General features: G+C 70.6%; 16 protein-coding genes and 1 tRNA gene. 8 read left to right on the top strand and 9 right to left on the bottom strand.

Annotated elements, in window-relative coordinates:
- Positions 1-14: 14 nt before the first annotated feature.
- Both AWX74_RS30380 and AWX74_RS40290 read right to left on the bottom strand, forming a co-directional pair.
- Complete coding sequence (locus tag AWX74_RS30380; RefSeq protein WP_091283791.1) at positions 15-863, bottom strand: DNA polymerase beta superfamily protein; 849 nt, start codon at positions 861-863, stop codon at positions 15-17.
- Entirely contained in the window at positions 850-1,011 is a 162-nt protein-coding gene (locus AWX74_RS40290; RefSeq protein WP_165615839.1) for a hypothetical protein, read from the bottom strand. The genes AWX74_RS30380 and AWX74_RS40290 overlap by 14 nt, the downstream gene beginning before the upstream one ends.
- A gap of 283 nt (positions 1,012-1,294) precedes the next feature.
- Between AWX74_RS40290 and AWX74_RS30375 the strand changes: the two genes are divergently transcribed.
- From AWX74_RS30375 to AWX74_RS30365, 3 genes are all read left to right on the top strand, one after another.
- The gene (locus AWX74_RS30375; protein ID WP_131799574.1) at positions 1,295-1,804 is read left to right on the top strand and encodes a hypothetical protein; all 510 of its coding nucleotides are present in this window, start codon (positions 1,295-1,297) and stop codon (positions 1,802-1,804) included.
- Positions 1,805-1,898: 94 nt separating this feature from the next.
- Complete coding sequence (locus AWX74_RS30370; RefSeq protein ID WP_165615838.1) at positions 1,899-3,224, top strand: AAA family ATPase; 1,326 nt, start codon at positions 1,899-1,901, stop codon at positions 3,222-3,224.
- A complete protein-coding gene (locus AWX74_RS30365) occupies positions 3,221-4,471 on the top strand; it encodes a vWA domain-containing protein (protein ID WP_091283785.1) in 1,251 nt (416 codons plus the stop codon). Before AWX74_RS30370 ends, AWX74_RS30365 begins: the two co-directional genes overlap by 4 nt.
- 33 nt (positions 4,472-4,504) lie before the next feature.
- Here AWX74_RS30365 and AWX74_RS30360 read toward each other — a convergent pair whose 3' ends face one another.
- Both AWX74_RS30360 and AWX74_RS30355 read right to left on the bottom strand, forming a co-directional pair.
- A complete protein-coding gene (locus AWX74_RS30360) occupies positions 4,505-5,320 on the bottom strand; it encodes a class I SAM-dependent methyltransferase (protein ID WP_091283783.1) in 816 nt (271 codons plus the stop codon).
- On the bottom strand, positions 5,317-5,802 hold the full coding sequence (locus AWX74_RS30355; RefSeq protein WP_091283781.1) for a YxiG-like protein: 486 nt from the start codon (positions 5,800-5,802) through the stop codon (positions 5,317-5,319). Before AWX74_RS30355 ends, AWX74_RS30360 begins: the two co-directional genes overlap by 4 nt.
- A 300-nt stretch (positions 5,803-6,102) precedes the next feature.
- Between AWX74_RS30355 and AWX74_RS30350 the strand changes: the two genes are divergently transcribed.
- The gene (locus AWX74_RS30350; RefSeq protein ID WP_091283779.1) at positions 6,103-6,384 is read left to right on the top strand and encodes a DUF7660 family protein; all 282 of its coding nucleotides are present in this window, start codon (positions 6,103-6,105) and stop codon (positions 6,382-6,384) included.
- Between the two features lie 224 nt (positions 6,385-6,608).
- On the opposite strand, the gene AWX74_RS30345 is transcribed toward AWX74_RS30350, so the two are convergent.
- Positions 6,609-7,205: a hypothetical protein gene (locus tag AWX74_RS30345; protein ID WP_165615837.1), complete on the bottom strand. Its 597-nt coding sequence runs from the start codon at positions 7,203-7,205 to the stop codon at positions 6,609-6,611.
- 15 nt (positions 7,206-7,220) lie between these two features.
- Here AWX74_RS30345 and AWX74_RS42695 point away from each other — a divergent pair, with 15 nt between their 5' ends.
- Both AWX74_RS42695 and AWX74_RS30340 read left to right on the top strand, forming a co-directional pair.
- Complete coding sequence (locus AWX74_RS42695; protein WP_226931009.1) at positions 7,221-7,559, top strand: effector-associated domain EAD1-containing protein; 339 nt, start codon at positions 7,221-7,223, stop codon at positions 7,557-7,559.
- A gap of 184 nt (positions 7,560-7,743) precedes the next feature.
- Positions 7,744-8,175 carry a hypothetical protein gene (locus tag AWX74_RS30340; protein ID WP_207550447.1) on the top strand — a complete coding sequence of 144 codons (432 nt, stop codon included), beginning with the start codon at positions 7,744-7,746 and terminating at the stop codon, positions 8,173-8,175.
- Between the two features lie 396 nt (positions 8,176-8,571).
- Here AWX74_RS30340 and AWX74_RS30335 read toward each other — a convergent pair.
- Positions 8,572-8,644: transfer RNA gene (locus AWX74_RS30335), tRNA-Lys, on the bottom strand.
- Between the two features lie 306 nt (positions 8,645-8,950).
- On the opposite strand from AWX74_RS30335, the gene AWX74_RS30330 reads away from it, so the two are divergent.
- Together AWX74_RS30330 and AWX74_RS30325 are read left to right on the top strand one after the other, a co-directional pair.
- Positions 8,951-9,424: a PPOX class F420-dependent oxidoreductase gene (locus AWX74_RS30330; RefSeq protein ID WP_054564445.1), complete on the top strand. Its 474-nt coding sequence runs from the start codon at positions 8,951-8,953 to the stop codon at positions 9,422-9,424.
- A gap of 54 nt (positions 9,425-9,478) precedes the next feature.
- On the top strand, positions 9,479-10,405 hold the full coding sequence (locus AWX74_RS30325) for a YihY/virulence factor BrkB family protein (protein WP_226931011.1): 927 nt from the start codon (positions 9,479-9,481) through the stop codon (positions 10,403-10,405).
- 105 nt (positions 10,406-10,510) lie between these two features.
- On the opposite strand, the gene AWX74_RS30320 is transcribed toward AWX74_RS30325, so the two are convergent.
- The 3 genes from AWX74_RS30320 to AWX74_RS30310 all read right to left on the bottom strand — a co-directional run bounded on the left by AWX74_RS30320 (position 10,511) and on the right by AWX74_RS30310 (position 13,118).
- Positions 10,511-11,326, bottom strand: a complete 816-nt coding sequence (locus tag AWX74_RS30320) for a DUF3710 domain-containing protein (RefSeq protein WP_091283775.1) — start codon at positions 11,324-11,326, stop codon at positions 10,511-10,513.
- A 160-nt stretch (positions 11,327-11,486) separates the two neighbouring features.
- Positions 11,487-11,639 (bottom strand): TauD/TfdA family dioxygenase, encoded by a 153-nt coding sequence (locus AWX74_RS30315; protein WP_311983874.1) that lies wholly within the window; start codon positions 11,637-11,639, stop codon positions 11,487-11,489.
- A gap of 39 nt (positions 11,640-11,678) precedes the next feature.
- Positions 11,679-13,118 (bottom strand): PP2C family protein-serine/threonine phosphatase, encoded by a 1,440-nt coding sequence (locus AWX74_RS30310; RefSeq protein ID WP_226931012.1) that lies wholly within the window; start codon positions 13,116-13,118, stop codon positions 11,679-11,681.
- Positions 13,119-13,347 lie beyond the last annotated feature (229 nt).

Raw genomic sequence — 13,347 nt, 5'->3', positions numbered from 1 at the left:
GCCGAGAAGCGGGCTCAGGCGGCCCATCCCCAGGCCCGGCGATGTGCCTGGGCGAGGTAGTCGTTGACCGCGTCGAGGTCCGGCCGTAGGGGAAGCGGGGACGACGCGGGGAGATCCGGGCCGTCGAGCAGGTCGGCGAGGTCTCGCGCCGCCACGTCGATCATTTCGCGGGCGGTGACCTTGTCCACGTCGCCGCGGCGGATGGCCATCACCTGCTCACGGTTCTCGTCCCGCATGGGCAGGGACAGCATGCCGGTGGTCATCAGCTCGAACCCCTGCAGGCCCAGGCGGAGGGCCTGCGCGGCGTATTTCGTGTCGTATCCGTGGGCGGCGACGAGCTCCGGACGGTTCGGAACCCGGTTGCGCCTGCCCAGGCCGTCCATGCGTTCGGCCTGGTTCCTCAGGTAGCGGAGAAAGCGCTCGCCGGCCTGCTGCGACACCACCGCGGGGGCGAGTGCGCGCAGCCGGTCCCCCTCCTCGGTGCGGACGATCAGGGCGTCGTCGGGCACCCAGAACAACAGAAGCACCGACGGGTTCCCGGAGACGGCGAGGCTCAGCCACTGCCGCAGGCTGTAGATCACCAGATCGGTGTCGCCGGGTCCCGAGCGGGCGCCTTCCGGTTGGGTGCGGAACACGTAGCGGGTGAACGAGTCGTCGGTCGACCCGTTGTGCACATCCACGGCGTGCAGGCCGAGGGCGTACTCCGGGGGTTCGATCGAGATCCCCATCTCGTCCCGGTCGTCCTGGCCGTCCAGCGCGGTGCCGTGAAGGGTGGAGCCGACCAGGCTGCGGAGGATCTCGTGCTCGCGGGCGACCTCCCCGGGGCCGTAGTCGACGTTCGGACGGGCGTCAGAGCGGACCATCGTCAGCGTTTCCGTTCAGTGGCAGAGCGATCGTCGCTTCGGGGGCGTCGTGTTCGTCGACGGTCTCCCACGGCCGGTAGCGGCGGTAGCGACGCACGACAAGCCCGCGGTGACCGAACTGGAGATCCGCTGTGTAGAAGATCGCCATGGGTGCAGCCTGCCATGGGGTAGGCGGACGGTCGAATGAGTTTCCCTCCGCAGACGACTAGGCAAGGTGGCCTGTCACGACGGCCAGAAACGGCCTCCGATCGGCTCACCAACGTTTCCGTCATCGTCGCGGAGACCGTTCTCGTCTCAACTGTGGCCGGATCCCGAGCGGAACCGGCCGAAGGCGGGGTCTTGACGGCCGCCGCAGGGCTGGCGGTACGCTACGCCGCGATGATTACCTCCAAGTACGAATTGGGGGTCCGGTTCACCGAAGGTGAGTGCTGATGCACTCAACGGTGACCGACACCTTCCAGTCCGATCGCTCGCGGCCCGCGCGTGACCGTTCCGCGCCGCCGCCCCCCGTCGATATCGCGAATGCCCGCGAGGGCGCCGAGGAGCACCTCGGTCCAGCCTCGGGGACTGTCTGGCACGTGGACTGCCGAGGCGCCCCGCACCTGATCGGCCTGGTAGACGGTTTGCTGGTCGCGCTCGATCATGGTCCGGCGGAACTCCGCCGCGAACGGCTCCTCGCCGAGCTGACCGGCGCGCCGCTGCCGTGCGTCCGGGTGCTCGACCAGGCGCTTCGTCTGGCAGTCCCTGCCGACGGCGTTCCGGATAATCCGCCGGACGCCGCTCCGGACGGCGCCGACCTGTTCGGCGCGGCGCCGCCCGCTTCCCTCCCGCGCCCAGCGACCTGGAGGGTCACCGGCAGATCCTGGTCATCGAGCATGCACGGGCGCCCCGACCGCCGGGCCCGCCCCGACCGCCGGGCACACGCCCGGCCTTCCCGCTGACCGCAGGTCACCGCACGGCGGGCCACTGCCCGCGACCCCTTATGAGCTTCGCGCGGCCGACAGCCGCGCCCGCACACCCGCCAGGTGATGACGCATGCCCATGACCGCCACCCTGCCCGATGAGAACAAGCCCGACGGCAACGCACCCCGCTTCCCGCTGACCACGCTGCCCTTCGATGCCGTGCGCGACAGCGCGCCGACCCGAACGCCCGACCCGCTCGCGGTGGCCGACGAACTAATCGCCTTCCTGTCCGAAACATCCACCGAACCGCGCCCCGACCCCCAGCTCGAGGCGCTGATGCTCGCCGTCGCCGCGGATCTGCCGGTCCTGCTCTGGGGTGAGCCGGGGATCGGCAAGACCTCGGCGATCACCCAGCTTGCCGAGGCCCTCGACCTGCCGCTGACCACGGTGATCGCCAGCGTGCACGAGCCGTCGGACTTCGCCGGGCTGCCGGTCATAGGCGACGACCCGGCCGTCCAAGGAGTGCCGCTGGCGCCGCCGGACTGGGCGGTGCGGCTTGTCCGGGAGGGCCGCGGCCTGCTGTTCCTCGACGAGCTCTCGACCGCCCCGCCGGCCGTACAGGCCGCGCTGCTGCGCCTCGTGCTGGAGCGCAGGGTCGGCGCGCTGAGGCTGCCCCAGGGGGTGCGGATCATCGCGGCAGCCAACCCGAGGGCGTCCGCGGCCGACGGCTGGGATCTCAGCGCGCCGCTCGGCAACCGGTTCGTCCACCTGCCCTGGGTCCACGACGCCGGTGTCGTCGTCCGCGGCCTCGGCGGCACCTGGCCACGCGCGGTCCTCCCGCGACTCGACCCAGGCCTGCTCCCCGGCGCGGTGGCCTACGCCCGTCGCGCCGTATGCGGCCTGCTGACCACCCGCCCGAAGCTCGTCCACAAACTCCCGGACGGTGAGACTCGGCGCGGCGGGGCCTGGCCGTCGCCACGCAGCTGGGAGATGACGCTGCGCCTCGTCGCCTTCGCCACCGCCGCCAACGCCTCCCGAGACGCGCTCTCGCTACTGGTCCGCGGCACCGTCGGTGACGGTCCTGGGCTGGAGCTGCTCGCCAGTCTCGACCGGCTCGACCTTCCCGACCCGGAGACACTGCTCGCCGACCCGACCGCGGCTGACCTGCCCGAACGGGGCGACCTGCGGCAGGCCGTGCTCGACGCCGTCGTCGACGCCGTCCGGCGCCAACCAGACAGGAGCCGCTGGGACGCAGCCTGGGCGGTGCTCGCCCACGCGCTGGACACCGGCGCCCCGGACCTGCTCGTCGTCCCCGCCTCGACCCTCGCCGCGCTACGCCGGCCCGACTGGGACCTGCCCGAGGCGATCGACCGCTTCAGCGGGGTCGTCGCGCTGCGCCGGCGCGCCGGCTCCCTCGCCGACTCCCCCGCCGACTCCCTCACCCGGGGACGCCGATGAGCGCCCCGCACCCCGTCCCGGACCCCGCCGCGGTCATCGACGGCGAGAAGCTCTTCGCCGCCAGGCTGCACGCCGCCCAGGTACGGCCCTACCTCGCGACGGCGCTCTTCGCGCTCTGCCCCGTGCCGTCCTGGCGAGTTCCGACAATGGGCGTCGACCGGCACTGGCGCTGCTACGTCTCCCCGCGTTTCGTCACCGAGACGCCGGTGGACCAGCTCGCCGGTGTCTGGGTGCACGAGGTCTCCCACCTGCTGCGCGACCACCACGGCCGCAGCGACCGTTACATCGCCGAACACGGCGAGGACAGCCCGGCCGAGCGGCTGCGGATGAACATCGCCGCCGACTGTGAGATCAACGACGACATCTACGGCGACGGCCTCGCCCGACCCGTGGGCAGCGTCGACCCGACCTGGCTGCAACGCCCGCCGGGCCAGCTGATGGAGGAGTACCTCGCCGGCTTCCGGCTGACCACCTACAGCCGGACCCTCGCCTGGCTGGAATGCGGCTCCGGCGCCGACGGGCTCGACCGCCCCTGGGAACTCGGCCCGGACGGCGCACACAGCCTGAGCGAACAGGAACGCGACCTCGTCCGTCATCGAGTCGCCCGCGGCGTCATCGGCGCGCCAGGTACGGTGCCGGCGGGGTGGCGGCGCTGGGCCGAACGGGTCACACACCCGCCCCAGCCCTGGCGGGCCCTCCTCGGCGCGGCGCTACGGGCAGCCATCTCCAGCGCGGGCGCCGGCGACGACTACACCTACACCCGTCCCTCCCGGCGCGCCGCCGCGCTGCCAGGAGTCATCGCGCCGAGCCTGCGCCGGGTGCCGCCCCGGGTGGCCGTCGTCGTGGACACCTCCGGCTCCGTCAGCGACACCGAACTGGGCAGCGCGCTGCTCGAGATCGCCGCGATCGGCCGAGCCGTCGGCGGGCGGCGCGACAGCGTCCTGGTCGTGCCCTGCGACGCCGCGGCCGGCCCGGTCACGACGCTGTGCCGCGGAGAGGATCTCCCGCTCGTAGGCGGCGGCGGGACGGACCTGCGAGCCGGCTTCGCCGCGGCACTCCGGCACCGGCCAGACGTCATCGTCGCGCTCACCGACGGCCAGACACCCTGGCCGCGCCGCCCGCCCAGCCGGACGGTGATCGGCCTCTTCGACCGGCCCGGAACCTGGTCCGAGGACAGCGAGTACGTGCCCGAGGCGCCGCCAGCCTGGGCCCGCCTCATCCAGATCGGCGACCAACCCGGCAGATGATCTCCAATGATCTCCAACCCTCCGCGGCACCGGTCAGGGCAATCGAGCGTGCAGGGCGTATTCCACCGGGATCGCCTGCCCGCCGAGGAACAGCCGCCACCGGCCGTCCGACCCCTGGACCATCAGTTCCTGACGTCCCTGAGGGCCTTCGGCGTCGAGGTACTCGGAGAGCCTGGTGACACGCAGCCCGGCCGCCGCGGCGGCTGTCACGATCTCCCCCATCCCGTGGGGGTACTGCACGGTGTGCATGGTCCGCAGGCGGGTCGCGCTGTTGGCGTAGAACGTCGTCGAGGGCAGGCGGTGCGCTGCGCCACCCTGATAGGGAAAGTCGAACCGGACCGGCTCCACGGTGTCGACCATCTGGGTCAGCGGATGCCCGTCGATCAGCACCATGACCCCACCGGGGCGCAGAGCCGTGGCCGCGCTCTTCACCCAGGCGGCCACGTCCGAGATCCAGGGAAGCACCCCGTAGGAGGCGACCACCAGGTCAAACGACGCGGCGAGGTCGCTGGGCAGCCGCTGCACGTCCGCCTGGACGAACCGTGCGTCCAGCCCGGCCGCGGCGGCCAGGGCGCGGGCGCGCTCCACCGCGACACCGGAGAAGTCCAGCCCCGTCACGCGGGCACCGAGCCGGGCCCAGGACAAGGTGCCCAGCCCGAAGTGACATTGCACATGGAGCAGATCGACATCGGACAGCGCCCCGACGGCCACCGTCACCTCGTCCCGCTCTCGGGCGGACAGCGCGCACCGCCCGGCGAGGAAACCTTCGACGTCGTAGTAGTCGTCCTGCCCGTGCAGACGAGCCAGCTCGTCCCACCGCGCCCGGTTCAGCTCCAGCGCCTCACTCACAGCGTGGTCTCGTCGATCCTGAAAGGCGCATAGCCGGCCGGAACCTCCGTCACCGTCAGATCACTGAACACGAGTTTCAGGTTGTGCCCATTGCTGTCGATGTGGACTTCGTGAAAATCGATCCCGAGCGCGTTGGACCAGGCTCGGGCACGCGGGGAATCGTCGACGACGACTGCGCCGGGATACAGGGGCTGCCACCTGACACCCCAGACGTATCCATCGAGATCCTTCCCGGTCTCGTAGTCGACGAGTTGGTCACTGAGTGACCTCTTCCAGGTCTCCGACGTGACAGCGGTCCGAACATCGACCTCAACGCAGTAACGGAACAGGTAGCGCAGGTGCGTCGGCGGGATGGCGGTGCGTGGGTCGGCACCGACGTACACGATCATCTCGTAGTCGCGCATGTAATCGGTGAAGGCGTGATAGACGATGGCGTCGTCGAACACGTCATCGAGGGCACGCCGGATGGCGACAACATCCATCCCTCGGTTGTACACCTGGGTAGTCGCCTTGCCTCATGCCATTGGAGTCGTCGGCTGGATGCAGGAACGCGACGCGCCGGGGAGCACGGCGCGTCAGCGCCGCGCGCAGCTCGGGTCTTATCCGATCCCGGGTGATGCTTGACATGTCGGTCCCGCCTGATGCTTGACGGCCGTCGCTGATCGGGCCTGGCCCGTTGCGCCACCCCGGATGCTGGCATTGGTCCTGGCAGGGGACTCCGTACGAATCAGCGGAACCGACGTCCTGGCGGCACGTGCAGGGACCGGGACCAGACTGAGCAGATGAGCAGTTTCTACGACACCGGCCGCTTCGCCGAGGTCACTGGCCTGGACCAGGTCACCACTCACGCTGACGTTATGGCCATCGTCAACCAGATGCTCGCAGATCTCCGGGACGATCCAGGGGCATGGGCGAACCCGACCCTGGACCAGTATCTCGATGCACTCGGTGCTTGCTTGGAGTCGCTTCCCTCCACTGGTGCCAGCCGCGGTGCGCATCTCCCGGACGGACCCACCTGGAGATTGCTGGCCGAAATGCTGGTCAAGGCCACCGGCTACGAGTAGGCGTGGCGCGGCCCGGTATTGATGCCTGAAGGCACGCTGAGCGCTGCCCGTTCTGTCTGCGCTTCGGCGTACGGGCGGCGAGCACTCGGCTAGCGTTCTGGTGGCGGATGGCAGCGGGGACGGCGGTCCGGCTTGGCGGCCACTCCGGCTGCCGACACTTGATCAAGTGTGGTGCCGGTACGGATGGCTGTACTACGGTGGGGCTGCGGCCGGATGTAGCCGGCTCAGGTCCCGTCTTGGTAGACGTTGACGCTGATCGGAATGAGCTCGTTCAGGATCACCCATTCCGATCGACGCGAGATGACCTGCGTCCAGTCGCTCAACTCGATGCTGCCGTCGGAGAACCACCACTCGGAGTGCTCGCCGAGGGCGGCGAGATCGTTACTAGGGGAGAACTGAATCTCAAGGTGCACTTGGATGTATTCGTCATCGTCGAAGCGGGCGAACTGCCGAACGGGATCGAGGTAGAACGCGGGTCCGCCGCCGAAGTCAAAGATCCCAAACTGGTAGAGCAGACCATCGGCGTTCGGCTCGTCTGGGACGTCGAAGCGGACAGCAGCGAAATCCAGGAACGCGGCCCACGCCTGCCGCACGGCGAGTTCGTGGGCGGCTGTTCTCTGTGCCTCGACCTTGGCAAGCAACACTTGTGCCGCGTTCTCTGCAGGCAGCACCCGGGCCGACATCACCTGCACATCATTGCAGCCAGTCAACCGGCGGCCCGATGCGATGGTGGCAGCCTGGGATGCACCGGCGAGCACGGCGCGCCAGCGCCGCGCGCAGCCGTCGCGCGGCGCGGCCCTTCCCTGGTGGCTTCTTGACACGGCGAGCACGAGCCGATGAGGGACGATGTTCGTCTGGGTGACGGTTCATATCGTCCTGGTGGGGCTTGGCGGGGTTGGCCGGTGGTCGAGGGTCTGAGCGGTGAGCAGGTGCATGCGCTGGCCGACCTGTTCTCGGATGAACGGCCAGCGCGGTCGGTACTGGAGCAGGCGGGGTTTCCGGCGAGTCGGTTTCCGTGGGGTGCGTCGAACGCGGTGCTGTTCTGGTGGTCGGTGGCGGACCGGGGGACGCATCCTCGTCGTTGGCGCGACCAGGCGCGGGCAAGAGATCGGTGCTGTGGTCGATCATCCGCAGACTCGGCCCGGCGGCGCGGGCAGGAGGACTGGCGGAGTTAGATCGGGCCGCTCTGGCTGCCATCCACTACTCGTTCTTCCGCCACCTGGCGCGCGCTGCGGCGGGCGGGCTTGCGGGTGGACGGCGGTGCCTTGTCCCCGGACGCGGACCGCGTGAGCACAGGGCGGCCTACGGCAGACTTGGCCTGTGTCGACTCGACCGCGAATCAGCGAGGTTCGTTTCCACGTGCGTCCGTGGGGCGAAGGGCCGGAGTCTGCCCGTGAGCTGCTGCCGTACGTCGACGATGTGAGCCTGGTGGACCTGGTTTCGGATTTCGAACATGCCACCGGCCACGACGTGCCTGGCGCATATGCCGGGATCATCCTTGACTTCTTCAACTTCGGCGACCTAGCCAGCTACCTCACCGGGCGACCGGATTCCCCCTACTGGGCCAAGAGAGGCGTGGTCGCGTTGCTCGGTTGCGACTGCGGCGAAGTGGGCTGTTGGCCGCTCGAGGCCCACGTGGTTACCGACGGAGACCTGGTGACGTGGCGCGGCTTCATCCAGCCGTACCGCCCTGGCCGCGACTACGAGGGCTTCGGGCCCTTCGTGTTCCACCAGCACCAATACCAGCGCGCGGTCCGCGAGGCAGTCACCGCCACGTCCCGATCGCAGTGACGCCGGGCGGGCCCATGTGGCGCCTCGTCAGTCCTCGCCGTGCGCCAGGGCCGCCACAACGGTCCGTCGCCGGTCGGCGTCGTAGCCTCCGCCAGCAGCGGGCGAATGCGATCGGCGGACACTCGCAGCGCGACGATCATGCCTGGTGCCGGTGTCCGTGGATGTCCGCCGACGCCGGTCACGGGCTTAATCTCGTTCGCCGAATCCGTGACCGTCCGTTGATGTTCGCGGGCTTGGCTGCCGCCCTGGCCGCCGTCCACTGCCGCTCACAACAGCCGTGAAGGCAAACGAGAAAACACCCACGACTGTCCGTGAAATGCGGGGTATAAGCGGGATAGCCTCGATAGAATCGAGACCATCCATCTTGCGAAATGCGCCCTGACCAGGGGCTACGGGTGCGCCGCCAGGGACTTGAACCCCGAACCCGCGGATTAAGAGTCCGCTGCTCTGCCAATTGAGCTAGCGGCGCCTGCCTCCGCGTTTCCGCGGCGACGTGGACAACCATACCAGGCCCGTAGGGCGTTTGACGCCGAGGGGGCAACCAATTTTGTCGGCGGTCGATCCGAGGCCCGGGCGCCTCGGATCCGGCCCGGGTGCAGCCCCGGTGCGGCGTGTCGCCGGGGTTGGCCGATCGTTGAGGGCCTGGACATGCGTAGCGGCAGGCGGCCCCCAAGGCGACTCCCCGGGTGCGGGACAGCTGGGACGAGGTGCGGGGGGCGAGCGGGCGGTCGCGGGTTGGCGGGAGGTGCCTGGTGGCGGCGTTAGCATCGGGCGCGTGAGCCCGACCGCCGCACGTGATCTCGTTGTCGACCGGACCGCTCTGCTCGAGTTCGTCCGTCCTCGGCACCATGGCATTCTCGTCACCACCCGAAGTGACGGAAGGCCGCAGCTGTCGCCCGTGACCATGGGTGTGGACAGGGCCGACGACATCGTCATCTCGACCTATCCCGATCGCGCCAAGGCACGTAACGCACGCCGGGACGAACGGGCGTCGGTCTGTGTGCTGTCGGACGAGTTCAGCGGTGACTGGGTGCAGGTCGACGGAAGCATCACGGTGGTGGATCAGCCGGCGGCGGTGGAGGAGCTCGTCGAGTACTACCGCTGCATCAGCGGGGAGCATCCGGACTGGGAGGAGTACCGCGAGGCGATGCGGCGCCAGGGCAAGGTGCTGCTGCGGCTGCGGATCGACCGCTGGGGGCCGATCAGCCGCGGCGGCTTCCCGCCTCACCTGCTCGCCGGGACGAACTGACCTCCGGGTATCCGTCCCGGTGGCCGCGGAACGCCGTCCAGAAGCCGTCCAGGAATGACGTCGAACCGCTTCGGGCCTTTCGGGCGCGTCGGTGCGAGGCTTCGCGACACGCTTCGCCTCGGTGTGGCGCGGCGGCGGATGCGGCGGGCGCTGCGCGGCGATCTGGCTTCGCGGCTCCGTGCGGCGGATCTGATCAACGGGGCGATGAACCTTGCCGCGCTGATTCTGATGATGTTCTTCCCGTTCGTGATCGCGTTGGCGGCGGCATCGCCTCTGGGTGCCGGCGGGGCGGCGGACATCATCATCAGGCGAATGGGCCTGAACCACGATGCGGCGATGGCCGTCGAGCGGCTTTTCACACCGCGGAGTGGGACGACGGTCTCCGGTTGGTCCGTGCTGGGCGTGCTCTGGCTGGTACTGGGCGGGGTGAGCCTGGCCGCGTCCATTCAGGTGGTGTACGAGCGGGTGTTTCGGCTGAGCCCGGCGGGTCTGCGCGGTCTACGCCATCAGGTCATCTGGCTGTCTGGGCTGCTCGTGTTCCTGGCCGGTTCGACGGCGCTCGGAGCGGTGCTTACCGGCACCGCGGTCGGTCAGGTCGGCTACGCACTGGTCGTCGTCGTGATGACGGCGATGTTCCTGTGGGCGGGTGCCCGGGTGCTCACGATGGGCCGGCTGAGCTGGCGCTCGGCCTGGCCGGTGGCCTTCTTCACGACGATCGGGCTGACCGGGCTGGGCGGGTTCAGCCGGCTGACGTTCTCGGCGACGATCGTGTCGAACGAAAGCACCTACGGGCCGATCGGTGTCGTGTTCACCATCCTGTCCTGGCTGATCGGGTTCGGTGTGGTGATGATCGGCGGCGCGGTGGTCGGCAGCTGGTACGTCGAGGCGGGGGTTTCGGTCATCGACGTCCTGAAGCGGATTTCGACCGACAGCCGGCCGCGGCACGGCCAGGCGGCCCGGCAGAGACATCGAGAACCCTGATCCGGCGGGCCCGGGCCGAGCCGGGCACCGCGGACGCCAGCCTCAGGTGCGGACGCGAGCCTCAGGTGCGGACGCGAGCCACAGGTGGAGCCGCAGGCGGCAAGGTCAGCCCCAGGTGGAGAGGTTGCGGCTCAGGGAGCCGGTGAAGGCACCGGTGGACTCGTAGACGTCGCGCCGGCGTTCGAGGGTGCCGGTGCCGGCCGTGGTCGGCTCGTCCGTCCACAGATCGGACACCGCGACGCGGTGCGCGCCGGCGGGCTGACGGTGGCCCAGTGGGAGGGCTGCTCCGGCCGGCATGGCGCCCGTTCCGCGCACGACCACCGTGCCGCGCAGGATCACGTCCAGAACGGGCAGCGAGGTACCGGCGTCCGCGGCCTCGCCCTCCCCGGCCGGGGTGATGACGATCCGCAGGTACCAGCGCGGGCCTGAGATCCCGATCAGCCTGCTGCCGCCGCTGCTGAACTCCGGCCCATACCGGCCGGAGGTGACGGTCGGCGTGCCGACCGGGGTGGCGCAGGCGGGTACGGCAGTGCTGGGCACGTCGGCTGCGCTGGGCACGTCAGCTGCGCTGGGCGCGTCGGTCTCGGCAGTCGCGGCGGCCAGGTCGGCGCGGAATCCGTCCCAGGTGCCGCGGCTCTTCGGAGCGGCGAAGGCGGCCAGCCGAATCGTCAGCCGATCGGCCCGCAGGACGAGTTCCTGGACGTCGGGCCTGCCGGGGGCCGGCTGGATCTCGGCCGTCACGGCATCCGGCACGGCGACGCGCAGCGCGCCGTAGTCGACCAGCGGCGGCCAGTCCCACTCGGGCAGGCCGAGGTCCGGTGCGTCGGCCTCGTCGTAGGGGCCGGGGCCGGGCATGGGCGGCGCGGCCGGCGGGCCCGGGTCGGCGGCTCTGTCGCTCGCGGACCTGCGATGACCGAACATCAGCAACCTCCGCCGTGCCGGACCGTGATGGTCACAACCGAATCGTGAGCTCACAGGGAGTGTCACGCGGGACGTCCCAGGCCTGCAAGGCGTGAAGGCCTGTCGGCCACCGGACTCCGGCCGGTGCCCTGCCCTCAGCGCAGTTCCTCGGATCAGTTCCTCAGATCAGTTCCTCGATGAAGTCCTGCGGCCGCGCGGCGACGAGCACACGTTCCAGCTCCCGCGGGGAGTCGCCGTAGTCACGGACTCCGTAGTGCAGCAGAACGCGGTTGTCCCAGAGCGCGACATCACCGGCGGACCAGCTGAGTCTCACCCGCCTGGGGATATACCGGCGGTTTGCGCGCCTTCGGGCTCAGATCAGGGTGACGCCGAGGACGCAGACGTCGTCCTCTCGCTCGCCCGGCCCGGCGATCTCGGCCAGCAGCGCGTCGCACAGCTGGTCGAGGTCGGTGCTGGCGGCGGCAGCGGCGATGTCCGCCCGATCGAGCACCCGCTCGGACGGCACCCGTCCCGACGGCTTTCGACCCGACGGCGCCCGTCCCGACGAGTCTCGTCCGGCCACCCGGGTGGCGCTCGCGGCCAAGGCCTCGAGGCGCTGGGAGATGGAGACGTCACGGCGCTCGACGAGCCCGTCGGTGTACAGCAGCAGGCCCGGGCCGGTCAGCCGCAGCCCGCTCTGCCCGTACCGGTGGTCGGACAGCACGCCGAGCATCGGGCCGTGGACCTCGGACAGGTAGCGCGGGCGGCCGCCCTCCCCCGCGAGGTGCAGCGGCGGTGGATGGCCCGCGCACGACCAGCTGAAACGCCCGGTGGCCGGATCGAGCTGGGCGATCACCGCGGTGGCCAGGATCTCGCTGCCGGAGCTGGCCAGGTTGGCCGACAGCTGGGTGGTGATCGCCGCGGGCGACAGGCCGTGCAGCGCGTAGGCCCGGGCCGAGTGGCTGAGCTCCGCCATGAGCGCTGTGGCGCGCAGCCCGTGGCCGCCGACGTCGCCGACGGCGAGGGCCAGCGTCCCGTCGGGCAGGACGGTCGCGTCGTACCAGTCGCCGCCGAGGCCGACGTCGCGGCCGGCGGGCAGGTAGCGGGCGGTGAGCTGGACGCCGGGCACGACCGGCAGCTGCTGCGGCAGGATGGCGCGCTGCAGGGTCTCCACGGTGCACATCTGGCGTTCGTAGCGACGGGCACGCCCGATCGCCCGCCCGTAGGCGGAGGCCATCGCGTGGAGGAAGGCCTGGCAGTCCGGCCCGAACCGCCTGGGCTCGGGCCAGGCGAGCAGCAGCACCCCGAGCGGGCCGTCGCCGCCGTCGGCGACGACCGGGAGGCTGGCGCAGGCCTCGATGCCGAGCTCGGCGAAGACCTCGGCACGGTCGGGAAAGTCGCGCAGGTAGCGTGCCGCCGAGGCGTCGAAGCGGGCGCGGCCGGTCTGCATGACCTGGGTCGCGACGGCGGGGCCCCAGCTGCCCGGAGCGGCCCAGGCACGGTCGACGGCGGGTGGGCGGGGCCAGGTGATGACCCTCGTCCGCAGCGGCGCGCCCGGCGGGCCGCCGCGTGGGCCGAGGTCGCCGTCCTCCTCGAACAGCACCATGCCGGCGAAGGTGACACCGAGGCGGGTGACTGTCTGGAAGGCGACCCGGGCAACGTCCTCCACGGTCAGTGCCGTGCTGAGCCCGTCGGTGAAGTCGAGCAGTTCCAGGGATGCCTCCAGCGGCGACAGCGATCGGCCACCGCGGCACCTGCCCGCGTCATCCAGCGCCGCGCCCAGGGTCGGCACGGACTCGTGCCTGTCTGCCATCCCCGGCACCTGCACCTGCACCGGTTGCCCCATTTGTCGAAACATCCCTCCGTGGACGAGACGGCCCCAGCCGGCAGCCGTCCGTGCTCTCCTCAGGGGAACGAGCGAGCACCCGGGGGAATGCCGGTTGACCCCACCGCGGCACCAGAAAAGGGGTTACCGGACGAAGCCACCTCGACCGGGAGAGTGATGCGCCGCCGGCATGGGCCCTTGTAATGATCTCCGGAAC

The sequence above is a fragment of the Parafrankia irregularis genome (assembly GCF_001536285.1).
In the GTDB taxonomy this organism is placed as follows: Bacteria; Actinomycetota; Actinomycetes; order Frankiales; family Frankiaceae; genus Parafrankia; species Parafrankia irregularis.
The sequence above is the reverse complement of the archived record's forward strand: the minus strand, read 5'-3'. Positions and strand labels throughout refer to the sequence as shown.

Bases quoted from the DNA above. Each gene is read 5' to 3' on its own strand.
- AWX74_RS30380 (WP_091283791.1), bottom strand. From the start codon at position 863: ATGGTCCGCTCTGACGCCCGTCCGAACGTCGACTACGGCCCCGGGGAG.
- AWX74_RS40290 (WP_165615839.1), bottom strand. From the start codon at position 1,011: ATGGCGATCTTCTACACAGCGGATCTCCAGTTCGGTCACCGCGGGCTT.
- AWX74_RS30375 (WP_131799574.1), top strand. From the start codon at position 1,295: ATGCACTCAACGGTGACCGACACCTTCCAGTCCGATCGCTCGCGGCCC.
- AWX74_RS30370 (WP_165615838.1), top strand. From the start codon at position 1,899: ATGCCCATGACCGCCACCCTGCCCGATGAGAACAAGCCCGACGGCAAC.
- AWX74_RS30365 (WP_091283785.1), top strand. From the start codon at position 3,221: ATGAGCGCCCCGCACCCCGTCCCGGACCCCGCCGCGGTCATCGACGGC.
- AWX74_RS30355 (WP_091283781.1), bottom strand. From the start codon at position 5,802: ATGGATGTTGTCGCCATCCGGCGTGCCCTCGATGACGTGTTCGACGAC.
- AWX74_RS30350 (WP_091283779.1), top strand. From the start codon at position 6,103: ATGAGCAGTTTCTACGACACCGGCCGCTTCGCCGAGGTCACTGGCCTG.
- AWX74_RS42695 (WP_226931009.1), top strand. From the start codon at position 7,221: ATGAGGGACGATGTTCGTCTGGGTGACGGTTCATATCGTCCTGGTGGG.
- AWX74_RS30325 (WP_226931011.1), top strand. From the start codon at position 9,479: ATGACGTCGAACCGCTTCGGGCCTTTCGGGCGCGTCGGTGCGAGGCTT.
- AWX74_RS30320 (WP_091283775.1), bottom strand. From the start codon at position 11,326: ATGTTCGGTCATCGCAGGTCCGCGAGCGACAGAGCCGCCGACCCGGGC.
- AWX74_RS30310 (WP_226931012.1), bottom strand. From the start codon at position 13,118: ATGGCAGACAGGCACGAGTCCGTGCCGACCCTGGGCGCGGCGCTGGAT.